The 26,637-nt window shown below is 71.6% G+C and carries 2 protein-coding genes (1 of these 2 running past the window's edge); both read left to right on the forward strand.

The features are described 5' to 3' along the window. Nucleotides 1-1,224, forward strand: coding sequence for a hypothetical protein (locus tag AB0910_RS08470; RefSeq protein WP_366743760.1), 1,224 nt, complete (start codon nt 1-3; stop codon nt 1,222-1,224). Further along, a protein-coding gene (locus tag AB0910_RS08475; protein ID WP_366743761.1) for a toxin glutamine deamidase domain-containing protein crosses the window boundary here: on the forward strand, nt 1,221-26,637 show its 5' portion. 16,886 nt of this gene lie beyond the right edge of the window; 25,417 of the gene's 42,303 nt are visible here — the first part of the coding sequence; its start codon is at nt 1,221-1,223; the stop codon falls past the right edge of the window. Before AB0910_RS08470 ends, AB0910_RS08475 begins: the two co-directional genes overlap by 4 nt.

Genomic DNA, 26,637 nt, shown 5'->3' on the forward strand with positions numbered 1-26,637 from the left:
ATGGGTGACAACAACTCGTTCTCGGTGGACACCGAGGGCCTGTCCCACGTCATTCCCGATGTGGAGAACCTGGCGAACAGGATCAGGAGCATCGGCACGCAGTTGCAGGGCAAGCTCGCGTCCCTCGGCGAGTGCTGGGGCAACGACAAGAGCGGTGAGCAGTTCCTCAGCCAGTACACGAAGCCCAAGTCGGAGCTGATCGAGGGGATCACCAGCAGCGGCGAGGTGCTCGACAGCACGGTCGAGGGCATCTACACGATGGCCAAGCAGTACGACCGGCTGGAGCAGGAGAACATGCTCGCGCTCCAGAAGCTGAAGGTCGCCGACCCGGACGTGGACATCACGGGCAGCGGTACAGGTGACGGCTCGGGCGGCGACAGCTCGCTCCAGCCGCAGCAGCTCATGCGGGCCACGGAGACCGAGAAGCCCGCCATGCGCGTGCGCCGTTCCGCCCTCCAGCCGGAGACGGAGGCCCGCAGGACGGGCGAGCTCGAACCGCAGATGCGGGCGCGCAGGATGGACCCGCTGCTCCCGGAGACCGAGGCGCGCAAGCCGGTCGAGACGACGGGCGAGCCGCTCCAGCCGACGCACATGCTGCGTGCACAGCGGCGTGAAGTGGGCACGCCCACTGAGCCGTTGCAGCCCACGCACATGCTGCGTGCGCGGCGGCGCGAGGCCGACGCCCCGACGGAGCCGTTGCAGCCCCAGCACATGCTGCGTGCGCAGCGGCGCGAAGTGGACGCTCCGACGGAGCCGTTGCAGCCGACGCACATGCTGCATGCGCAGCAGCGCGAAGTGGGCACGCCCACCGAGCCGTTGCAGCCGGAGCAGCGGTGGGAACGCGCCGAGGCCCCCAGCGAGTTCGTGCGCTCCACACGGCCCGAGGCGCCCCTGCAGCCGCTTGAGGGCGAGCGGATGACGCCGCAGACCCCGGTCGAGCCCCTCCAGCCCCAGCACCTGGTGGAGCGGCGCGATGCGGAGGTACCGGCGACCCCGGTGACGCCCGGGCAGGAGACGCCGCGGCACTTCGGCGTCGAGCGTACGCAGGAGGTACCGGCGACCCCGGTGACGCCCGCGCACCAGACCCCCGTACATTTCAGTGCTGAGGGCACGCCCGAAGTGCCCGCGCACCGACTTGAACCCCTGGAGCCCGAGACCATGCTTGAGCCGCGGATCCCCGCGTTCAGGACGACCGAACGCGTGGACGAGCCCGATCAGGCATGAGCGTCAACCTGCCCCCAGAACTCAGCTGGGTCGCCTATCTCGCCGTCGGCCAGGCATGGCCCAAGGGCGACGAGGACAAACTGCTCGAACTCGGCCGTGCGTGGGACGAGGCCGCCGAGCAGCTGTCCAACATCGTGGGCGAGCTCAGCCCCGCGGCCGCCGGCGTGCTCAACAACGTCGGTGGGCAGGTCGCGGACGAGTTCAAGGACTTCATCCAGCAGCTTCAGGGCAATCTGCCCCAAATGGCGACTTCCGCCAAGCAGTTGGGTGATCTGGGCAGGAACACCGGGGTTCAGGTCGAGTACTCGAAGTACATGATCCTGGCCCAGCTGATCTGGCTCGCGGCCGAGATCGCCCAGTGGGCGTTCTTCGCGCCCGAGGCCATCCCCGTGATGATCACGGCGGCGCGGGTCGCGGTGCAGATGATCCTGCGCCGCCTGCTGATATCCATCGCCACGGGCGTCGGCATGATGCTCGGGATGGACGCGGTCATCCAGGGCATCCAGATGCTCAAGGGCGACCGTACGAAGTGGAGCACGCAGAACACGCTCCAGGCCCTGGAGTCCGGCGCGATCGCGGGCGCGATCGGCGGTGGCATCTTCGGCGGCGCCGCGGCCTTCGTGCCGAAGTTCGAGGCCGGTCTCATCGGCAAGCTGGCGCTCGGCGGCCTCACCGGCATCACCACCACCGAAGCCATGAACGGGATCTTCGGCACCAGCGAGGAGGGCGTCGCAGGCGCCCTGACCTCCGGCGCGATCGGCGCGCTCGGCGGGGGCGGGCGCCGCAGGTTCGGCGGCGGTGACGACACCAAGGTCGACCCCGTCAACGTGCACACCCCGACCGACATCAACTTCGACCTGCCCAAGCCGCCCGACCTCCCCCCGGTCAGCGGCCTCGGGGACGTACCGACCCCGATCGACCGGTCCAGCATCCACACCGAGAGCAGCGACGGCGACGACTTCGGCGACGGCGCCCACACCGGCGGTACGGGCGGGCACGGCGGCCGCCCGGAGACGGTGACGTCGGGGCCGGACGAGGTGACGTTCCACAGCAGCGCGCCGACGCACACCCCGGCGGAGTCCGAGGGCCCCGCCACGACGTCGTCGACGACGGGCTCGACCACGTCGGCACCGCCCCCGCACACCACCACGTCCACGACGACCGGCACCGGTGCCCCGCACACCGAGACGGGGGGCGTGCAGCCCCCCGCGCAGGGCCTGACCGGCTTCGACACCGTCCTGACCAACGGCGACCACAGCAACACCGAGGCGTTCACGGGCACCGGGACCGGCACCACCGGCATGGGCACCACGGGTACGGGTACGGGCACGGGTGCCACGGGTACGGGCGGCGCGCGGGCCCAGACGCCCAGCACGACCACGACGTCGACCCCGACCGGCGGCACGACAGGCCGCGGCCCCACCACCTCCGAGCCTCCCGCGACATCCGCGGCCCCGCGTCCCGTGACCACCACGTCGGGCCCCACCGACACCCGCCCGGTGACCAGCACGTCGGGCCCGACCGACACCCGCCAGGTCACGGGCGCGTCGGGGCCCGCCGACACACGCCCGGTCACCAGCGCGCCAGGACCCGAGGAGACGCACCAGGCGCCCCCCACGACCTCCGGCCCCGCGGACTCCGCGCCGGTGCACCAGGCGCCCGCGACCACGGACACCGCGACCCCGCACGACCCCGCGACGCAGGACACCGGGAACACCCAGAACACCCAGGACACGGGGAACACCCAGGACACGCACAACACCGGGACGACCGCCACCCAGACCCCCGGCCCCACGCACACGGAGACCACCAGGCCCGCCGAGAGCACCCAGGACACGCAGCAGGCGCCGGCCTCGAACGGCACGCAGGCCACGCAGCGCCCGGACGTCCCCGACACCACCACGACCCGGGCGACCCCGCCTCCGCACGAGACGCTCGGCGGCGGGAACACCGAAACCCACCAGTCGGCACCGCCGCCCGAGGCGCCCCACACGGCCCCCGCCGACAGCGCCCCCGTACCGCACGAGCCCGCCGTACCGCACGAGCCCGCCACGAGCGGGACCGGCGGCGACCACCTCGACCTGCCGAGCGTGCCCCACACGGAGCCCGGCGGCCCCGTGGTGCACGAACCGGCCGCAGGCACGGGCGAGTTCACCGGCGGCGGCACACACGACACGGAGACGACGGCGCAGGAGCCGCCCCCGGTCACCGGCTCGCGCGGCGGCGCCGACGAACTGAACCTGCCGAACGTGCCGCAGACGGAGCCCGGCGCTTCCGGCCTCCACGAACCCACCACGGGCGACGGCCCACACAGCGGCGACGAACACACCACCGGGCCTGAGACCACGCAGACCGGCCCCGTCGACCAGACGTCCGGCGGGCAGGTGCCGCCCCAGACGCAGGCAAGGCCAGGATCCACCACGGGCACCGGCAGCGGCGCCCAGGGCACCCACCAGCCGCCCGCCACGCAGGGCGCGCGCCCGCCCGCCGGCACGGGCGAGACCACCGCGTCCCCGCGGCCCTCGGGCACCGGCCAGGACGGGCCGCGCCCGGTGACGACCACCAGCACGGAGCACGCCCCGGGGAACACCGGCCCGAGGACCGAGACCGAGACGCCGGACACCACCGGCACCGGCGGCTCGCGCGGCAACGACGACACCGTCCAGCAGGCCCGGCCCGTCACCGAGTCGGCGACCGACCACCCGGCGGCCTCGGGGCCGCACACCGACACGGACACGACGAGCGACGCCGTCGCCGACACCTCGGGCCCCGGGGGGCGCGACTCCTTTGACGAGACGCCGCCCGCGTCCGACGAGACGCACCCCGCGTCCGAGGACGGGCACCCCGACCCGTTCGCGGCGCTCGGCGACCTCGACGTGCCGACCCACGACCCCGGCAGCGAACTCGGCCCCCTGCGCGACGCGCCCGAGGCACCGACCGCGGCCCCGGTGTCGCCGCGCGCCCAGGTGGACCGGCGCGCCGACGCCCTCGACCAGGTCGCCAAGGACGCCGGCATGTCCGGCACCGCGCGCCGGATGTACACGGACTCCATCAAGGACGCCGCGCGGAACAACGACTGGAGCGAGGCCACCCGCAAGCTGGCCGAGTTCCGCGAGATGATCGACGTACGCTCCCTCAACCAGCGGCTCGACGCGTTTAACGACCATGTCGCGGGCGGCTTCGACCGCCTGGGCGACCTGGGCGCGAACCGCGACGAGTGGCAGGCGAAGGTCGACGCCGTCGACAACGCGCGCCGCAGCGCCGACCCGGACCTGATGGACAGCACGCTGCGCGAGTACACCAACTACGTCGAGCAGCACGTCCCCGCAGAGGTCCTGACGGGCAGGGACGCCGCCAGGCCGTTCGACTCCGACCTGGAGCGGGTGCGCCAGGAACTCGCGGGCGCGAGCGGACGCGACGCGCAGCGCCTCCACGACGAGCTGCGCGACCTGCTGAAGACGGCCGCCCTGCGCGACCGGCTCGACCGGCTGCGCGCCGACGAGAACGCCGACACCGAGGAAGCCGCGCTGCGCCAGCGGCTGGCGAACGCCTCCTCGCGGGAGGAGGCGGAGCGCGCGCTCCAGCAGCTCGACGAGCACCGCGAACTGCAGGAGTTGCAGGACAGGATCAACCGGCTCAACTCCGAGGAAACACCCGAGGACAACGGCACGGGCCACCCGCCGGGCTCGGAGGAGGACCTCCAGGCGCGCCTCGACCGGCTGCGCGAGAGCCAGGACGACCGCACGCGCGAACTCCAGGAGCGCCTGGCGCAGGCGCACACCGAGGAGGAGTCGCAGCGCGCCCTTGAGGAGCTCCAGGAGCACCGTGCGGAGCAGGAGCTCCAGGAACGCCTCGACCGGCTCAAGGAGTTCGAGCCGTCACGCGACGAGGACGGCAGCGGGCCGCGCCCCGAGGACATCACCGAGGAGGAGCTCAACAGGCGCCTCGAAGCCCTGCACGAGGGCGACGACGCCAGGACGGCGGAGCTGCGGCAGCAGGCCAGGGACGCGGAGACGCAGGAGCAGGCCGACCGGGCACTCCAGCAGCTCGATGAGCACCGGGCGCAGCAGGAGGCCGACCGCCTCGAACAGGTCGAGCGGCTGCGGCAGGAGCTCGACTCGCTGCGCGACCAGCACAGCGAGCAGTTCCTCACCGACCGGTTCGACGACGCGGCACGCACCGGGGAGCGCATCGAGGAGGTCCAGCGCAGGCTGGACGACACCCTCACCTACGACGAGCGGACCAGGGCGCTCGACGAGGAGCTGCACCAGGGCGTGGAGCGCCCCGAGGGCGACGGCAGGCTCGACCGCATCGTCTCGAAGGGCCTCGACGCCCAGTCGGGCGGCCGCGACGACGACGGCTCCGAGCCCGGCGAGGGCGGCGGCTCCCGCACGCCCGAGGAGCTCGAAGACCTCCTCAACTCCCTCAACCTCCCCGACGACAGCCTCGACCTGCCGTCCGTACCGCGCGGCGGCCCCTCGGACCACGACGACGCCCCCACAGGGCCGCCGGACGAGCCCGCGTTCCCTTCCGTGCCCCACGATCTGCCGTCCGTCCCGCACGACCTGCCGTCCGTCGACCGCCTCGCGGACCCCGCCACCGAGCACGGCGGCTCCCCGCACACCGGCGACGAGGTCCGCACCGGCGGCGAGGTCCGCACCGGCGGCGAGCCCCACTCCGGCGGTACGGAGACCACGAGGCGCCCGGACCCGTCCCGCGGCGACGGCACCCGCCAGGACGGCGACGCGCGCCCGCCCGCGCAGCGCCCGGCCCCGCACACCGAGACGCCAGGATCCGAGACGCTCCAGGCCCAGCGCGAGCACTCTGACGAGAACACCGAGAACGCTGAAAACACCGACACGAGGACCACCCCGGACGACGACTTCGGACTCCACCGCGTCCCCGACATCCGGGACCTGGACGACCTGCGCGCCGCCATCCAGTCGCACGCCGACGACGACGCCCTCACCGCCGGCCCCCAGGACCACGAGAACCACCAGCCCACCGAGGACGCCCCGGCCACCCGGGACCATGAGCCCACCACCCGGCCGCCGCATACGGCGGACGACCACGAGGCGACGCAGACGCCTCCGGCGACGGACGACCACGAGGTCACCCAGGCCCGTCCGGGCACGGACGACCACGAGGTCACCGGCACCCGTCCCGACACCGACGACGACGCGACGTACGACGCCGTCGCCGACAGCACGGGCGGCCGCGGGCAGCAGGAGCACCAGCCCCCCGCGCACCAGGAGGAGACGGACTCCGAGCAGTCGGAGCACAGCGACGCGGAGGAGTCCGTCCACGAGGACACCGACTCGGAGCACACCGACTCGGAGTCGGAGCACAGCGACACCGACTCCGAGCACAGCGACACCGACTCCGAGGCCGGCGGATCGACGGTCTCGGGACACGACTCGACGTCGGCCGAGACCGGGTCGGAACACCCAGGCGAGGACAACACCACCCACCACTCGGAGAGTTCGTCGGAGTCGGCGGAGGCAGTGCCCCTCCACATCGACACGGACGAGGCGCAGCCGCACATCGAGCAGCAGCTCGTCGACTTCGACAAGGACCTGGCCAGGACGCTCGACCAGCACAACTGGGGCGACCCGAAGGAGACCGAGGCGGCGGCGCGCGGCGTCATCACGCGGCTCCTCGACAGCGTCGACCCCGCCGACCACGCGGCGGCGCTCGGCGAGGCCCGCCGACGGATCGACACACTGCCCGACTACCTCTCCGACGGCACCGTCAACGCCACGCTGAAGGCGCTCAACAAGCTCGACCCGAACCGGCCTGCCCTCAACATCCCCGGTGCCACCTACCTGGGCGCGAGCCGGGTCGCCGACGGACCGGGGCAGGGGTTCATCAACCGCGACATCCCCGCGGTGGTCACCATCGAGCACGAGCCGTACGTGCCGATCTACATGGCGGTGTACGGCGACCAGACGCACAGCCCTGTCCCGTCCTTCAAGGACGTCGGGCAGGACGAGGGCGGGGCCGTCCAGATCCACACCGGCGAGCCGGGGCGCGGGGACCGCGCCCTGTGGGTCAGCATCGGCCAGCCGCTGCGCCAGATCAAGTGGGTGGAGAAGTACGCGGGCGACAAGGCGCCCAACCCGATGATCCGCTCGTTCCTCGTGCCGCTGAAGGTCGCCAACGACATCTCGCGCGACGCGGTGACCGAGCACGGCTCGGGCGGGCACCCGCTCGACCTCAACGTCGACAAGCACTTCGCGTCCAACCAGTTCGGCATCATCAAGCCGGAGTCCCTGGAGCAGCTGCGCTCCTCCGCCCTGCCGAACTCCCTGCGCACGTACACGGACGACGTGTCGTCGGGGCGCGAGACCTGGGGCGACGTGCGCCCCCTCGACGAGTTGCGCGGCAAGGTGGGCGTACCGCCGCTCAGGCTGAAGGACTTCCCCGTCTTCACCCAGGACAAGGAGTTCCTCAACCAGAAGCAGTACCACGAGACGACCCAGAAGCTCCGTATCGTGGTCGCCGCCCACTACCAGAACGAGGACCTGCTCTCCCCCGGGGACACGCTGCCGAGCCCGGACGCCGTCGAGCAGTTCTACCGCGACCATGCGCCGGACCAGCTGGGGCCGCTCGACACCAAGGGCCCCGACGAACGGGAGCGCGCGCTCGACCAGTTCGTGGAGGAGTACGTCGCTCCGTGGGCCAGCCAGGCGCGTATCGCGGAGACGATCTACGAGAACTTCGACGACCGCATCGCCGAGGGGGCGCCCGAGTCGCCCGTCGAGTACACCCTCAGCACGGACGACCCGACGCTGCGCGGCGAGCGGCGCGCCGACGACGTGGACACCTCCGTCAACCGGCGCATCCTCATGGACGTGCGGACGACGATCAGGTCGGGCTTCGAGCAGCTCAAGCTCGACGGGGACACGTTCAGGGACGCGGGCCCCGGCATCAACGGCCGTACCGTGCTGGGCCAGTTGCGCACGCAGCGCGACGAAGCGCTCAACGACTACACCTTCAAGGTGGGCGACAGCACAGCCCTCCCGGACAAGCTCGACCACTACACCGGAGTCGCCGCGCAGGCCCACCGCGACCTGTCGGCGGCCTACCCGCCCGGAGAACACGGCCGCCCCGACGCCGTCCAGTCCCTCCTCGACACGCTCCACCGGATCGAGACGGCCGGGCACAGCTTCCCGGAGAGCACCGGGGCCGTGCACGAACTCCCCCCGGAAGTGCACCTGCTGCACGAGGTGCGCAGCGCGCTCGCCGACGTACCCGACCGGCCGCAGGTCACGCCGGAAGAGGTCGCGGGCTGGCACCAGCAGCTGGCGGACCGCGGGCTGACCGTCCAGCGCACCACCCGGCAGATCGCGCAGGACGTGGCGGCGCTCGCGCTCGGCCACGAGCCGCCCCGCCTGCGCGGCGGCGGATGGTTCACCTCCGCGCCCGCGGTGATGATGTCGTCGGGCGGCATCCACTTCGCGAACCTGTCCTCCGAGCGGCCCGAGTTCGTGGAGAAGGCGGCGCAGGTCGTGGACCTGCTCTCGTCCCACCCGGGCATCACGGAGTTCCTCGGCGACGGGCAGGCCAGGATCATCCTGGAGAACCGGGCCCTCGACACGCCGGCCGAGGTACGGCCCGACGGCCGGGGCGGGTACGAAGTCCAGCTGGCCGCCTACTACTTCGAGAACTACAGCATCGGCTTCGTCGCGGGGATGCTGGCGCACGAGTTCGGTGTGCATCCGATGGCGAGCGTCCGGCGTGACGTGCATATCGAGGACGACATGTTCCGCGACATGCCGATGCCGGTGCCGGGTCTCGACGGCCGGTTCATGGATGCTTCGCAGGCGAAGCAGGCGGACCATGTGCTGGGTGCGATCCAGGGCAACGCGCGGTACGAGGTGTACCGGCAGGCCGTGGTCGACATGGCCCGCGTGGTGCTCCAGCAGGCGCACGCCTTGGTCGGCGGCATCACGCACCGCGACGTGTCCGACGTCCTCGACTCGTACTTCATGGACCTGGCGTCCATCGGGGCGACCAACGACAACCGGCTCCTCGGCGTCCCGGGGCGCGGCGGCAGCACGCAGGTGCGTCAGGACATCGCGACGGTCTACAACGCCTACCGGCAGTTGATGCACGACGACCCCGCGCTGAGCGACCTGCATCCGCACATGCCGCCGCCGAAGACCGAGGGCGACGTGGCGGCCGACTACCGGACGCTGCTGAAGCAGGTGGCGACGGCCAAGCTGCTCAGCGGCGCCAGCGTCAGCAAGGAGATGCTGCCTCCGCCGCAGCGCCCGGTCACCGCCGACCACCCGGCCACGGAGTCCGCCCACCCGGAGCCGGCCACCGCCCACCCGGACACCGCATCAGGCCAGGAGCACGCGCCGGGCGACAGGACGGGCGGCAAGCAGCCCGAGCGCACCGGGCAGGGCGGCCAGAACCTCACGCAGCAGCGCACGGCGCCTCCCCAGGACCGCGACGGCACCGAGGAGGAGGTCCCGCACGAGGCGTACGGCGACGCGCTGCGCCGCGTCGCCGACGCCCAGGCCGATCTGGACCGGGCGGAGGAGCTCGACGCACGCGGCATCGGCACCTCGTCCGACGTGCACGGCCAGGCCCACGCCGCACAGGAGCGGCTGCGGGCGGCCGAGGAGGCCCTGGCGCGCGCCGAGCTGCGCCGCCAGGCCCAGGAGGACGTCGGCCCGCGTCCCGACCCCGACGTGCGCCACGGCTCCACCGAGTCGGTGGGGCAGCAGCACAGGCCGGGGGCCACGCGGCAGGAGGGGCACGAACTGCCGCCGGACGTCGCGCTGTTGCACGAGGTGCGCAGTGTGCTCGGCGACACGGAGGGCAGGCCGCAGATCTCCGCGGAGGAGGTCGCGGAGCACCATCAGGAGCTGGTGGACCGCGGGCTGACCGTCCAGCGCACCACCCGGCAGATCGCGCAGGACGTGGCGGCGCTCGCGCAGGGCCAGGAGCCGCCGAGGCTGCGGGGCGCCGGGCTGCTCGGCGACTGGCTGAAGCCCGCGCCTGCCGTGATGGTCTCCTCGGGCGGCATCCACTTCGCGAACCTGTCGTCTGCGCGGCCGGAGTTCGTGGAGAAGGCGGCGCAGGTCGTGGACCTGCTCTCGTCCCACCCTGGCATCACGGAGTTCCTCGACGGCGCCCAGGCCAGGATCATCCTGGAGCACCGCACGACGGAGACGCCCGCGGACGTGCGGCCCGACGGCCGGGGCGGCTACGAAGTCCGGTTGGCGGCCTACTACTTCGAGAAGTACAGCATCGGCTTCGTCGCGGGCATGCTGGCGCACGAGTTCGGTGTGCACCCTATGGCGAGCGTTCTGCCCAGGGTGCACGCCGAGGACGCCACGCTGTACGACATGCCGATGCCGGTGCCCGGCCTGCCGCCGCACCGGACGATGGACGCGTCGCAGGCGCGGCAGTCGGACCATGTGCTGGGCGCGATCAGGGGCAACGCGCGGTACGACGTGTACCGGCAGGCCGTGGTCGACATGGCGCGTGTCGTGCTCCAGCAGGCGCGCGCGTCCGCAGGTCCCACGTACCGCGACGTCACGGACGTCCTCGACTCGTACTTCATGGACCTCGCCTCGATCGCGGCGACGAACGACAACCGGCTCCTCGGCGTGCCGGGCCGCAGCGGCAGCACGCAGGTGCGCCAGGACATCGCGGACGTCTACAACGCCTACCGGCAGTTCATGCACGACGACCCCGGCCTGAGCGACCTTCAGCCGCACCTCCCGCCGCTGAAGACCGAGCCCGACGTCGCGGCCGACTACAAGCTGCTCGCCGGGCGCGTGGCCACCGGCCTGATCGGCGGCGCAAGCGTCAGCAAGGAGATGCTGCCCCCGCCGCAGCGCCCCGCCACCGAAACGGCGCCGCCGCGGACGGAGTCAGGGCACCCGGCCACGGAGACAGCCCCCGAGCAGCAGCGCCCCTCCGAGTCCACCCAGGACCAGGACCACACCGCGGACCAGGATCACACCGGAGACCAGGACCGCACCGGCCAGGACCACACCGCGGACCGCACCGCGGGAGGCGGCGGCAAGGGCAAGGAGCCCGCGACCGCCGACCACGAGAACGGGCAGCAGCAGCCGCCCCGCACCCGGGACGCGTCGGACGACGACCTGGAGGTCCCGCACGAGGCGTACGGCGACGCCCTGCGCCACCTGGTCGAGGCCCAGCACCATCTCGCCGAGGCCGAGTGGCTCGACGCGAGCGGCATCGGCGGCTCGGGCGACGCGCTGCGGGGACGCGCCCACGAGGCCCAGCAGCGGCTGCGCGCCGCGGAGAACGCCCTCGCGCAGGCCGAGATGCGCCGCCAGATCGAACAGGCCGAGACCGCGCACGAGCCGCGCACGACGACCGCGGACGACACGACCGCGGGCGGCCTCCAGCAGACGCCCCCCGCCGTCAGGCCCGCGACCGACGGCGGCCACCTCGCCGGCACGGAACATGAACTGCCGCCCGACGTGGCCCTGTTCCTCCGCGTGCGGAGCCTGCTCTCCGACGTGCCGGACGCGCCGCGCGTCTCGGCCGACGACGTCGCCACCTGGCACGGGGAACTCGCGGACCTCGGCAGGACCGGGGGCCACCGCACCACCGACCAGGTCGCGCACGACATCGTCGCGCTGGCGAGGGCCGAACACACCGGCAACGCCGTCGAGTTCCCGCGCCTGCCGGGCGCCGGCATGCTGGACGGCTGGCTGAAGCCGGCGCCCGCGGTGATGATGTCGTCGGGTGGTATCCACTTCGCGAACCTGTCGTCTGCGCGGCCGGAGTTCGTGGAGAAGGCGGCGCAGGTCGTGGACCTGCTCTCGTCCCATCCGAGCATCACGGAGTTCCTCGGCGACGGGCAGGCCAGGATCATCCTGGAGCACCGCACGACGGAGACGCCCGCGGACGTGCGGCCGGACGGCCAGGGTGGCTACGAGGTCCGCCTCGCGGCGTACTACTTCGAGAAGTACGGCATCGGCTTCGTCGCGGGGATGCTGGCGCACGAGTTCGGTGTGCATCCGATGGCGAGCGTCCGGCGTGACGTGCATATCGAGGACGACATGTTCCGCGACATGCCGATGCCGGTGCCGGGTCTCGACGGCCGGTTCATGGATGCTTCGCAGGCGAAGCAGGCGGACCATGTGCTGGGTGCGATCCAGGGCAACGCGCGGTACGAGGTGTACCGGCAGGCCGTGGTCGACATGGCCCGCGTGGTGCTCCAACAGGCGCGCGCGTCCACCGGCTTCGGCTCCCGTGACGTGTCCGACGTCCTCGACACGTACTTCATGGACCTCGCTTCGATCGCGGCCACCAACGACGACCGCCTGCTCGGGGTGCCGGGCCGCAGCGGCAGCACGCAGGTGCGCCAGGACATCGCGACGGTCTACAACGCCTACCGGCAGTTGATGCACGACGACCCCGCCCTGAGCGACCTGCGCCCCCACCTTCCGGCGCTGAAGACCGAGGCGGACGTCGCAGCGGACTACCGGCTGCTCGCGGGGCGCGTCGCCGCCGGGCTGATCGGCGGCGCAAGCGTCAGCAAGGAGATGCTGCCCCCGCCGCAGCGCCCGGTCACCGAGACGGCACACCAGGGCGACACCGACACCACGTCGGAGGCCGTCGCCGACCAGGCGGGCGGCTCGCGCGTCGGCGTGCCGCACGGCGGGGTGAACCCGCGCAGCCGGGTGGCGCGCGAGGTCTCGGACTTCGGCCGGCGGCTGAACCGCGCCCTCGCCGGATACCACAGCCGGCGGGATACGCATGCGCTGCGGAACGACCTGCACGGCTATGTGCGCCAGCTGCTGGAGGACGCGGGCCCGCTGGGCCGCGCGGAGGCGGTGTGGGAGGCCCGTAAGCTGATTGACGATCTGCCGCGTACGTGGTCGGACACGGCGGTGAACACGGCGTTGCGGGTGGTCGGGGACTACGACACGGATCGTCCGGTGCTTGGCATGCCGGGTGCGACGTTCCTGGGTACGAACCACATCACGCAGGGCCCTGGTCAGGGTTTCGTCAACCGCGACATCCCGGCCGTGGTGACGATCGAGCACCGCCCGTATGTCCCCATTTACACGGCAGTGTTCGGCGACCAGACCCACCAGGCCGCGCCCGTCTTCAAGGACGTGGGCCAGGACGAGAACGGCGCCGTGCAGATCCACACGGGTGATCCGTCGTCGGGTGAGAAGGTGTTCTGGCTCAGTGTGGGCCAGCCGCTGCGTCAGTTGAAGTGGGTGGAGAAGTACGCGCGTCAGCAGGGTGCGCAGAACCCGATGATCCGCTCGTTCCTGGTGCCGCTGGACGTCGCGAACGACATTTCGCGTGACGCGGTGACCGAGCACGGCTCGGGCGGGCACCCGCTCGATCTGAATGTGGACAAGCACTTCGCGTCGAACCAGTTCGGTATCAACCGGCTGGACTCGCTGGAGAAGCTGCGGGCGAATGCTCTGCCGGGTTCCCTCCGTACGTACGTGGACAACGTGCCCCAGCGCGCCCCCGAGGCGTGGGGAGCCGTGCGCCCGATGGGTGAGTTGCGGCAGAAGGTCGGCGTGCCTCGGGCGATGCTGGAGGGCTACGCGGTCTTCACGAGTGAGGACGGTGACTTCCTCGGTCAGCGGCACTACGCGGACAAGACGGCGAAGCTGCGTGCCGTGGTCGCGGCTCATTTCCGCAACCGGCATCTGCTCGAACCGGGCGAGGTGCTCCAACGCCCGCAGTTCGTCGAGAAGTTCTTCAAGGACCACGCCCCGAGCGAGCTCCGCCAGCAGGACCTCAGGGACCCCGCGAGGCGGGCGCGGGCGGTCGACGAGTTCGTCAACGACTATGTCGTGCCGTGGGCGAACCAGGCGCGGATGGCGGAGGTCATCTACGAGTCGTTCGACGACCGCATCAGCCGTGGTGCGCCCTCGCGTCCTGCGGAGTACACGCTCAACGCGCAGACTCCGCTGTTCCGCGGCGAACGGCGCACGGCCGCGCTCGACGCCTTGGAGAACCAGCGCATTCTGATGGACGTGCGCAACCGGATCCGTACCGGTTACGAACGCCTCAACGTGGCACCGGCGTTCCGGCAGGCGGGCCCCGGGCACGCCGCGCGGATTCTCGGCCACCTCGATGCGACACGCAAGGCGGTGCTGTCCGACTACGCGTTCAAGGTCGGCGAGAGCGACTCGCTGGCCGAGAAGCTCGACCGGTACCGCGAGGACGCGTCGGCGGCCCTGGAGGACATCCGCAGCGTCTTCCCTTCGAGCAGGCACCGGCCGCCGGCCGTCCAGGACCTCGTGGACGGGCTCAAGCGGATCGAGAGCGCCAACACTTCGGCAAGCACCCGGCACGTCCTCGCCGACCAGGCCGGTCGCGACGCAGTGGCCGGTGGTGGCCGTGCGGAGGAGGTGAAGCTGCCTGACTGGAATGCGGCGCTGCACCGTGACACGGCGGTCCAGACTCTGGACAACACGGCTGTGGTGGAAGGGCAGTTGAGTGTTGCCCCGCTGACGCGTGGCGCTGACAGCCCCGCTGAGGGCATCGGCAGTTACCGCCCGTCCGACTGGGCCACCCGCGTGGACCGCATCCCGGCCCTGCTGTCGGAGCAGACCTTCCGCGGCCACACCCCGCTGCACCAGACCGAGGGCAGCCGCTTCGTCACCCCGGTGCGCGAGGTGCCGTGGCATGAGTCGAAGGTGTCGTTCTTTGCGGCGCATGGTGCGTCGAACCATGTCGAGTTGGTGCTCGGTGATGGTCAGGTTGTGCGGGTCAGTGGGCGTGAGCTGGGTCGTTATCTTGAGCGTCACGCGGATGCGTTGGGCCCTGTGGATCGGGCGTTGGTGTTGTTGTCGTGTGCGACGGGTGCGGTGCCGGAGTACGGTGGTTTGTCGGTTGCGCAGCATGTGGCCAATGTGACGGGGCGTACGGTGTATGCGCCGTCGACTGCGTCGGGCACGGTGCGTGGTGGTGACGGCAAGCTGCGGCCTGTGCTGTTCGCGGATGGGCAGGGGCGTGAGGGTGAGTGGTTGACGTTCCTGCCGGAGCCGTCCGGTGGGGAGTTGGCCCGGATCGCGCGGGTCGCGGGGTTGCACGAGGGGGATGGGCATCCGGATCCGTGGGTGGCCAACCGTGCGTTGCAGTACGTGCGGACACTGCGCGGGACGTTCGGCGCGGACTTCGAGAACACGGCCGGGCACGACGCGGCGCTGCGCGGTCTCGGGGACCTGGACCGGCTGCGGTGGAACCCGGGTCCTGACGGCGAGCTCGCGACGCACACCGCGGGCCGGATGAACCCCGATGTGCTGCGGAACATCACCCGGGACGTGCTGGGCCTGCCGCAGGATGCGCGGCAGACGCCGGAGCACTGGACCTCCGTGCTGGACGCGGCGGCCACCGCGCACGCCGACGACCCGACCGCCTCGCTGACCGGGCTCGCCCTACGTCCCGCCGAGTCCATGGCGCCGCACACCGCGGCCCCGGACACGCCCATCGAGACCCAGACCCAGGCCGCGCACCAGGAACCCGTCGCGACCCACGCGGAGCCGCCCGCCGTCCACGAGGAGCCGCCCGGCGTCCGTGAGGAGCAGCGTGCGGAGTCGCCCGCCCTTCACGGTGAGGCCGTGGCTGTGCGTGGGGCGGAGCCGGAGCGCGAGCAGAACGCCGATACGACCGATGACGCGCTGGCGGATCCGGGTGGCAGGCATCGGCACTCCTCGTCGCGGAGCGGCGCGGTCGCGCCCTCGCACGGCGGGGTGAACGCGCGCAGCCCGATCGCGGACCACGTAAGGGCGTTCGGGCGGCGGTTGAACCGCGCGCTCACCGGTTACCAGGCCTCGGGAAGCCGACGTGCGCTGCGCGACGAGGTCCACGACCTCATCGGCCGGCTGCTTGAGGACTCCGGACGCCTGCACCGTTCCGAGGCGATCTGGGAGGCCCGCAAGCTCATCGACGACCTGCCGCGTACCTGGTCGGACACGGCGGTGAACACGGCGCTGCGCGTGCTGTCGGACTACGACATCGACCGGCCGGTGCTTGGTGCCCCGGGCGCGACCTTCCTGGGGACGAACCACATCACGCAGGGCCCGGGTCAGGGTTTCATCAACCGCGACATCCCGGCCGTGGTGACGATCGAGCACCGGCCGTATGTCCCCATCTACACCGCCGTGTTCGGCGACCAGACCGGTCTCGACATGCCGGTGTTCAAGGACATCGGCCAGGACGAGGCCGGCGCGGTCCAGATCCACACGGGTGATCCGTCGTCGGGTGAGAAGGTGTTCTGGCTGAGTGTGGGCCAGCCGCTGCGTCAGTTGAAGTGGGTGGAGAAGTACGCGCGCCAGCAGGGTGCGCAGAACCCGATGATCCGCTCGTTCCTGGTGCCGCTCGATGTCGCGAACGACATTTCGCGTGACGCGGTGACCGAGCACGGTTCGGGCGGGCACCCGCTCGACCTCAACGTCGACAAGCACTTCGCCTCGAACCAGTTCGGCATCACAAAGCCGGAGTCCCTGGAGAAGCTGCGCACGTACGCGCTGCCCGGCTCCCTGCGCACCTACGCCGAGCACCCGCCGCACCAGGCCCCCGGTGCCTGGGGCGATGTGCGCTCGATGGGTGAGCTGCGGCAGAAGGTCGGCGTGCCCCGGGCGATGCTGGAGGGCTACGCGGTCTTCACGAGTGAGGACGGTGACTTCCTCGGTCAGCGGCACTACGCGGAGAAGACGGCCAAGCTGCGCGGTGTGGTGGCCGCGCATCTCCGCAACCGCAGCCTGCTCGAACCGGGCGAGGTGCTCCAACGGCCGCAGTTCGTCGAGAAGTTCTTCAAGGACCATGCCCCGCAGGAGCTGCGGCAGCGTGCCGCGCTCGACCCGGCGGGGCGTGGCCCGGCCATCCACGAGTTCGTCAACGACTACGTCATCCCCTGGGCGAGCCAGGCGCGGATGGCGGAGGCGATCTATGAGTCCTTCGACGACCGCATCGCCGGTGGCGCGCCGGCGCGTCCCGTGGAGTACGCGCTCAATCCGCAGTCTCCGCTGTTCCGCGGGGAGCGCAGGGCCGACGCGGTCAACGCGCTGGACGACCGCAGCATGCTCATGGGCATCCGCAACCGGATCCGCGGCGGATACGAGCACCTCGACATGGCGAGCGCGTTCCGGCAGGCGGGCCCCGGGGAGGCTGCCCGCGTCCTCGGCGGGCTCGACAAGGCGCGCAGGACCGTACTGGGCGACTACGACTTCAAGGTCGGCCACTCGGCGGTGCTGGCCCGACGGCTCGACGACTACCGGCAGTTGGCGTCCGACTCGCTGCGCAGGCTCCGCCGCGTCTTCCCCTCGGGGCGGCCGCGTCCCCCGGCCGTCGAAGACGTGATGGACACCCTCAAGCGGATCGAGGCGGCCGGCACCACGCGCTCCGGCACGTCCGGTGCGGTGTGGGACCAGGCTGGCGGCTCCTCGCGCAGCGGTGTGCCGCACGGCGGGGTCAACCCGCGCAGCCGCGTCGCCCGCGACGTGTCGGACTTCGGCCGCAGGCTGAACCGCGCGCTCGCCGACTACCACGGCACCCGCGACCGCCGCGCCCTGCGCCACGCGACGCACGGACTGATGGAGGGACTGCTCAGGCAGGCAGGACCGCTGCACCGCTCCGAGGCGGTGTGGGAGGCCCGTAAGCTGATCGACGATCTGCCGCGTACGTGGTCGGACACGGCGGTGAACACGGCCCTGCGGATCCTCGGCGACTACGACGTCGACCGGCCCGCGCTCGGGGTCCCGGGTGCGACGTTCCTGGGGACGAACCACATCACGCAGGGCCCGGGTCAGGGTTTCGTCAACCGTGACATCCCGGCCGTGGTGACGATCGAGCACCGGCCGTATGTGCCGATCTACACGGCGGTGTTCGGGGATCAGACCAACCAGGTCGCTCCTGTCTTCAAGGATGTCGGGCAGGGTGAGGACGGTACGGTCCAGATCCATACGGGTGATCCGTCGTCGGGTGAGAAGGTGTTCTGGCTCAGTGTGGGTCAGCCGCTGCGCCAGTTGAAGTGGGTGGAGAAGTACGCGCGTCAGCAGGGTGCGCAGAACCCGATGATCCGCTCGTTCCTGGTGCCGCTGGACGTCGCGAACGACATTTCGCGTGACGCGGTGACCGAGCACGGTTCGGGCGGGCACCCGCTCGATCTGAACGTGGACAAGCACTTCGCGTCGAACCAGTTCGGTATCAACCGGCTGGACTCGCTGGAGAAGCTGCGGGCGAACGCCCTCCCGGGCTCCCTGCGTACGTATGTGGACGAGATGCCGCGTCGGGTTCCCACGACGTGGGGCGATGTGCGCTCGATGGGTGAGTTGCGGCAGAAGGTCGGCGTGCCTCGGGCGATGCTGGAGGGCTATGCGGTCTTCACGAGTGAGGACGGTGATTTCCTCGGTCAGCGGCACTACGCGGAGAAGACGGCGAAGCTGCGTGCCGTCGTCGCCGCGCACTACCAGAACCGGCATCTGCTCGAACCCGGTGAGGTCCTGGAGCGGCCCAAGTTCGTCGAGAAGTTCTTCAAGGAGCATGCTCCGCGCGACCTGCAGCGGCGCGATCTGCGGGACCCGGCGCAACGCGCCCGCACCATGGACGAGTTCGTCAACGACTATGTGCTCCCGTGGGCGAACCAGGCCCGGATGGCGGAGGTCATCTACGAGTCGTTCGACGACCGCATCAGCCGTGGCGCGCCCTCGCGTCCTGCGGAGTACACGCTCAACGCGCAGACCCCGCTGTTCCGCGGCGAACGGCGCACGGCCGCACTGAACACGCTGGAGAACCAGCGCATCCTCATGGACGTGCGCAACCGCATCCGCTCGGGCTTCGAACAGCTCAATGTGCGGGGCGCGTTCGCGCAGGCGGGCCCGGGGCACGCGGCCCGCGTCCTGGGGCGCCTCGACGCGACACGCAAGGCGGCGCTCTCGGACTACGCGTTCAAGGTCGGCGAGAGCGACACACTGGCCGAGAAGCTCGACCGGTACCGGGAGAGCGCGTCCGCGGCCCTGGACGACCTGCGGGGTGTCTTCCCCTCGGGCAGGTACCGGCCGCCGGCCGTCCAGGATCTGGTGGACGGGCTCAAGCGGATCGAGAGCGCCAACACGTCGGCCAGCACGCGCTATGTTCTCGCCGACCAGGCCGGTCGCGATGCGGTGGCCGGTGGCGGCCGTGGGGAGCAGGTGAAGCTGCCGGACTGGAATGCGGCGCTGCACCGTGACACCGCGGTCCAGACCCTGGACAACACGGCTGCGGTGGAAGGCCAGTTGAGTGTCGCCCCGCTGACGCGCGGCGACGAGCACCCGGCTGAGGGCATCGGCAGTTACCGGCCGTCCGACTGGGCGACCCGCGCGGACCGTATCCCCGTCCTCCTCGGCGAGCAGGCCTTCCGCGGGCACACCGCGCTCGACGCCACGGAGGCGAGCCGGTTCACGACGCCGGTGCGCGAGGTGCCGTGGCATGAGTCGAAGGTGTCGTTCTTTGCGGCGCATGGTGCGTCGAACCATGTCGAGTTGGTGCTCGGTGATGGTCAGGTTGTGCGGGTCAGTGGGCGTGAGCTGGGTCGTTATCTTGAGCGTCACGCGGATGCGTTGGGTCCTGTGGATCGGGCGTTGGTGTTGTTGTCGTGTGCGACGGGTGCGGTGCCGGAGTACGGTGGTTTGTCGGTTGCGCAGCATGTGGCCAATGTGACGGGGCGTACGGTGTATGCGCCGTCGACTGCGTCGGGCACGGTGCGTGGTGGTGACGGGAAGCTGCGGCCTGTGCTGTTCGCGGATGGGCGGGGGCGTGAGGGTGAGTGGTTGACGTTCCGGCCGGAGCCGTCCGGTGGGGAGTTGGCCAGGATCGCGCGGGTCGCGGGGTTGCACGAGGGGGATGGGCATCCGGATCCGTGGGTGGCCAACCGTGCGCTGCAGTACGTGCGGACACTGCGCGGCACCTACGGGCCCGGTCTTGAGGAAGGCACCCCGCACCACGACACCCTCCTCTCCGGCCTCGGCGCGATCGACAAGCTGCGGTGGAACCCGGGTCCTGACGGCGAGCTCGCGACGCACACCGCGGGCCGGATGAACCCCGATGTGCTGCGGAACATCACCCGGGACGTGCTCAGGCTCCCCGAGATCACCGAGCAGACGCCGGAGCACTGGACCTCCGCCCTGGACGCCGCGGCCACCGCGCACGCCGCTGACCCGACGGCGCCCCTGACGTCGATCGCCCCGAGCACGGCGACCCACGACGAGAGCCCCGCCGTGGCCCACGACGAGCCCCTGGCGGCCCACGAGGAGCCGCCCGGCGTCCGTGAGGACCAGCGTGCGGAGTCGCCCGCCGTTCACGGTGAGGCGACGGCTGTGCGTGGGGCGGAGCCGGAGCGCGAGCAGAACGCCGATACGACCGATGACGCGCTGGCGGATCCGGGTGGCAGGCATCGGCACTCCTCGTCGCGGAGCGGCGCGGTCGCGCCCTCGCACGGCGGGGTGAATCCGCGCAGTCCGATCGCGGACCACGTGAGTGCGTTCGGGCGGCGGTTGAACCGCGCGCTCGCCGGCTACCACGCCACGGGGGATCAGCGCGCGCTGCGCGACGAGGTCCACGGCCTGATGGGCAGGCTGCTTGAGGACTCCGGCACGCTGCATCGCGGGGAAGCGGTGTGGGAGGCGCGCAAGCTGATCGACGACCTGCCGCGTACGTGGTCGGACACGGCGGTGAACACCGCCCTGCGGGTGCTCGCTGACTACGACGTCGACCGGCCGGTGCTCGGTGCCCCGGGTGCGACGTTCCTGGGGACGAACCACATCACGCAGGGGCCGGGTCAGGGTTTCGTCAACCGTGACATCCCGGCCGTCGTCACGATCGAGCACCGCCCGTACGTCCCCATTTACACGGCGGTCTTCGGCGACCAGACCCACCAGGCCGCGCCCGTCTTCAAGGACGTGGGCCAGGACGAGAACGGCGCCGTGCAGATCCACACGGGTGATCCGTCGTCGGGTGAGAAGGTGTTCTGGCTCAGTGTGGGCCAGCCGCTGCGTCAGTTGAAGTGGGTGGAGAAGTACGCCCGTCAGCAGGGTGCGCAGAACCCGATGATCAGGTCCTTCCTGGTGCCGCTGGACGTCGCCAACGACATCTCCCGTGACGCCGTCACCGAGCACGGCTCCGGTGGTCATCCGCTCGATCTGAACGTCGACAAGCACTTCGCGTCCAACCAGTTCGGTATCAACCGCCTGGACTCGCTGGAGAAGCTGCGCACGTACGCGCTGCCCGGCTCCCTGCGCACCTATGTCGAGCACCCGCCGCTCCAGGCCCCCGAGGCGTGGGGAGCCGTGCGCCCGATGGGTGAGCTGCGGCAGAAGGTCGGCGTGCCCCGGGCGATGCTGGAGGGCTACGCGGTCTTCACGAGTGAGGACGGTGACTTCCTCGGTCAGCGGCACTACGCGGACAAGACGGCCAAGCTGCGCGGTGTGGTGGCCGCGCACTTCCGCAACCGCAGCCTGCTCGAACCGGGCGAGGTGCTCCAACGGCCGCAGTTCGTCGAGAAGTTCTTCAAGGACCACGCGCCCCACGACCTGCGGCAGCGTGCCGCCCTCGACCCTGCGGGCCGGGGTCCCGCCATCCACGAGTTCGTCAACGACTACGTCATCCCCTGGGCCAATCAGGCGCGGATGGCGGAGGCGATCTACGAGTCCTTCGACGACCGCATCGCGGGCGGCGCACCCGCGCGTCCCGTGGAGTACGCGCTCAATCCGCAGTCCCCGCTGTTCCGCGGGGAGCGCAGGGCCGACGCCGTCAGCGCCATGGACGACCGCAGCGTCCTCATGGGCATCCGCAACCGGATCCGTACCGGCTTCGAACGGCTCGACGTGGCACCGGCGTTCCGCGACGCCGGGCCGGGACGCACGGCGCCCCGAGTCCTCGGCCGACTGGACAACGCGCGCAAGAGGGTGCTCGCGGACTACGACTTCAAGGTCGGCCACTCGGCGGTGCTGGCCCGACGGCTCGACGACTACCGGCAGTTGGCGTCCGACTCGCTGGACGAGCTGCGGGGCGTCTTCCCTTCCACCCGCTACCGGCCCCCCTCCATCCAGGCGCTGGTGGACGGCCTCAAGCGGATCGAGGCGGCCGGCACCACGCGCTCCGGCACGTCCGGTGCGGTGTGGGACCAGGCTGGCGGCTCACGCCTCGGCGTGCCGCACGGCGGGGTGAACCCGCGCAGCCGGGTGGCGCGCGAGGTCTCGGACTTCGGCCGGCGGCTGAACCGCGCGCTGGCCGGATACCAGAACGTGCGGGACCGCCGCGCGCTGCGGGACGACGTGCACCGCTACGTGCGCCAGCTGCTGGAGGACGTGGGGCCGCTGGGCCGCGCGGAGGCGGTGTGGGAGGCCCGTAAGCTGATCGACGACCTGCCGCGTACGTGGTCGGACACGGCGGTGAACACCGCCCTGCGGATCCTCGGCGACTACGACGTCGACCGGCCCGCGCTCGGGGTCCCGGGTGCGACGTTCCTGGGGACGAACCACATCACGCAGGGCCCGGGTCAGGGTTTCGTCAACCGTGACATCCCGGCCGTGGTGACGATCGAGCACCGGCCGTATGTCCCCATCTACACGGCGGTGTTCGGGGATCAGACCAACCAGGTCGCTCCTGTCTTCAAGGATGTCGGGCAGGGTGAGGACGGTACGGTCCAGATCCACACGGGTGATCCGTCGTCGGGTGAGAAGGTGTTCTGGCTCAGTGTGGGTCAGCCGCTGCGCCAGTTGAAGTGGGTGGAGAAGTACGAGCGTCAGCAGGACGCTGAGAACCCGATGATCCGGTCCTTCCTGGTGCCGCTGGACGTCGCCAACGACATTTCGCGTGATGCGGTGACCGAGCACGGCTCGGGCGGGCACCCGCTCGACCTCAACGTCGACAAGCACTTCGCGTCGAACCAGTTCGGTATCAACCGGCTGGACTCGCTGGAGAAGCTGCGGGCCAACGCCCTCCCGGGCTCCCTGCGCACCTATGTGGACAAGATGCCGCGCCGGGTTCCCACGGCCTGGGGCGATGTGCGCTCGATGGGTGAGCTGCGGCAGAAGGTCGGCGTGCCGCGCGCGATGCTGGAGGGGTATGCGGTCTTCACGAGTGAGGACGGTGACTTCCTCGGTCAGCGGCACTACGCGGACAAGACGGCGAAGCTGCGTGCCGTGGTCGCGGCTCATTTCCGCAACCGGCATCTGCTCGAACCGGGCGAGGTGCTCCAACGCCCGCAGTTCGTCGAGAAGTTCTTCAAGGACCACGCCCCGCAGGAGCTGCGGCAGCGTGCCGCGCTCGACCCCGCCGGCCGTGGTCCCGCCATCCAAGAGTTCATCAACGACTACGTCGTGCCGTGGGCGAACCAGGCGCGGATGGCGGAGGTCATCTACGAGTCGTTCGACGACCGCATCAGCCGTGGTGCGCCCTCGCGTCCTGCGGAGTACACGCTCAACGCGCAGACTCCGCTGTTCCGCGGCGAACGGCGCACGGTTGCGCTGGACACGCTGGAGAACCAGCGCATTCTGATGGACGTGCGCAACCGGATCCGTACCGGTTACGAACGCCTCAACGTGGCACCGGCGTTCCGGCAGGCGGGCCCCGGGCACGCCGCGCGGATTCTCGGCCACCTCGATGCGACACGCAAGGCGGTGCTGTCCGACTACGCGTTCAAGGTCGGCGAGAGCGACTCGCTGGCCGAGAAGCTCGACCGGTACCGCGAGGACGCGTCGGCGGCCCTTGAGGACATCCGCAGCGTCTTCCCTTCGAGCAGGCACCGCCCGCCGGCCGTCCAGGACCTCGTGGACGGGCTCAAGCGGATCGAGAGCGCCAACACCTCCTCCAGCACCCGGTACGGGCTCGCCGACCAGGCGCTGCGGCCCGGCGACGGCCGCACGGGCGGGCTCGACAGCGCCGGCCTGCCCGGCTGGGACGCGGCGCTGCACCGCGACAATGCCGTCCAGACCCTCGACGACACGGCAGCCACGGACGGGCTGTTGAGCGTCGCGCCGCTGACGCGTGGGGCCGAAAGCCCCGCCGAGGGCATCGGCAGCTACCGGCCGTCCGACTGGGCGAGCCGCGCCGACCGCATCCCCGTTCTTCTCGCCGAGCGGACCTTCCGCGGGCACACCGCCGTGGAGAGCCTGGACTCCGGGACAGGGGGCAGCTTCACCGGGCCGCGCAGGCCGGTGCCGTGGCACGACGCGGAGGTGTCGTTCTTCGCGGCCCACGGCGCGCCCAGCCACGTGGAGTTGGTGCTCGGCGACGGCCATGTCGTGCGGGTCAGCGGGCGGGAGCTGGGCCGCTACCTGGTCCGCAACGCGGACTCGCTCGGCCCCGTGGACCGGCCGCTGGTGCTGCTGTCGTGCACCACGGGCACGGCACCCGCGTACGGCGGCCTCTCGGTCGCCCAGCACGTCGCCAACGTCACCGGGCGCACGGTGTACGCGCCGACCTCGCCGTCCGGGACCGTGCGCGACCACGACGGCACCCTCCAGCCGGTGCTCTTCGCCGACATGCGGAACCAGCCCGGCGCGTGGAACACGTTCAGGCCGGAGCCGCGGGGCACGGCACTCGACGACCTCGCCCGCACGGCGGGGCTGCACGAGGGCGACGGGCCCGCCGACCCGTGGACCGCCAACAGGACGCTCCAGTACGTGCGGACGCTGCGCGACACGTACGGCGCGGACTTCGAGGGCACGGCAGGGCACGCCGAGTCGCTGCGCGGCCTCGCCGCCCTCGACCGGCTGCGCTGGCAGCCGGGCCCCGACGGGCAGCCCGCCCTGCACACCGGCGGCCGGATGACACCGGACGTCCTGCGGCAGATCACCCGCGACGTGCTGGGGCTGCCGGACGGCGCCCCGCAGACGCGCGGGCACTGGAACACCGTCCTGGACGCCTCGGCCGTCGCCCGCGGCCTCGACCCCGACGCGTCGGGCGCCGCGCTCCACGACCGGCTCGCGCCGCACCGGGAGCAGGCGCAGGCGCACAGCACGGCCGCCGACGACACGCGCGCCGTGCCCCGCGAGGACACGGCACCCGCGCACGACGCGCTCGCCGACCACGGAAGCACCGGACGCACCGCGGTGGAGCACGGCGAGACGGCAGTCCAACCGCCGCGCCCCCGCGTGCACTTCACGGACGGTACGGTGCCGGGCCAGGCGATCGAGCACCCCGCGCGTGCGCCGTTCACCGTGCCCCGGCACACCACCGTCGAGACCAGTCTCGACACGTACCGCAGGCCGCGGGTGGACCGGACGATGGTGCCGCCGCCGCTCAACGGGCGGGTCGTGACGTTCGACGACGGCACGCGCCTGCCGACGTACCTCACCGGCGACGGCACCGACACCGGCCGCTTCGGCACGTACGGCGACAGCCGGGTCACCCTGCGCGGCCGGCAGGACGTGGCGGAGGAGATCGCCCGCCGCGCCGGCCTCGCGCAGGGTGGGACCGATGACAGGGTGCGCGCCCTCGACGACCTGCGGCGCGCACTGCGGGACACGCCGTGGCAGTTCCACGGCGAGGGCTACCGCTCACACGGCTTCAAGGACGCCGACGGCCACATCCGCCATCTCGTGGTCGCCACGCGCCCGCACAACACGTGGGAGCGGTACGACGACGCGTTCGGCGCGCCGTTCAAGTACGACACCGTGCAGCGCAGCCAGGTCACCACGGGCGCGGGTGCTGTGCAGTCCACCGGCCTGCGGATCGCGCCCGGCTTCTCGCTCGGCCCCGCCTCCGGCATCGCCGCGTACGGCCGGGTCGGCGGCGGGCTCGGCTACGCACGCACCTACGACTACGGCCTGCAGAACCAGACGCTCAGCCAGGCCGAGACGCGCCTGGGCGACGGCTCGCGCCTCTACCTGGACGACGTGCAGTACGACGTCCGCCTCGAAGGCGCGGCGCCCGTCGACGCGCACCACTTCACCTTCGGTGTGCGGGACGGCCTCGCCGTGCGGCTCTCGCAGAGCGAGACCAAGGGCGGGCCCGGCGACACCCAGGCGCCGCGCGAGATGACTGTGCGCCCCGGCGCCGACTACCGCCTCGTGCACACCGAGGGCTTCGGTCCCGTCAAGGAGATCAGGGACTGGGCGGTGCGGCGCGCCCACGCCAGGCCCGACACGTCGGCGCACGAGGAGATCAGCGGGTTCTTCAGCACGGAGAACTTCCACCGCATGGCGGACCGGCTCGGCCACGGGCTCGTCACCACACGGCAGTTGACGGGCGACGACAAGGACCGCACACCGCTGGGCGCGTTCGTCGTGGAGCGGGTCGTGCCGGGCAGGGCCACGCTGCTGACGGAGACCAAGGCCGCCGAGATGCGGATGACCGTGCAGCAGGCCGTGCGCAACGAGCGCACCCTGTCGAAGACGTACACGCAGGAGGTCAGCGCCGGCGCGGGACCCAGCTTCGACGCCACGTCGTTCTTCGGGC

This window comes from Streptomyces sp. NPDC047002 (genome assembly GCF_040704505.1).
In the GTDB taxonomy this organism is placed as follows: Bacteria; Actinomycetota; Actinomycetes; order Streptomycetales; family Streptomycetaceae; genus Streptomyces.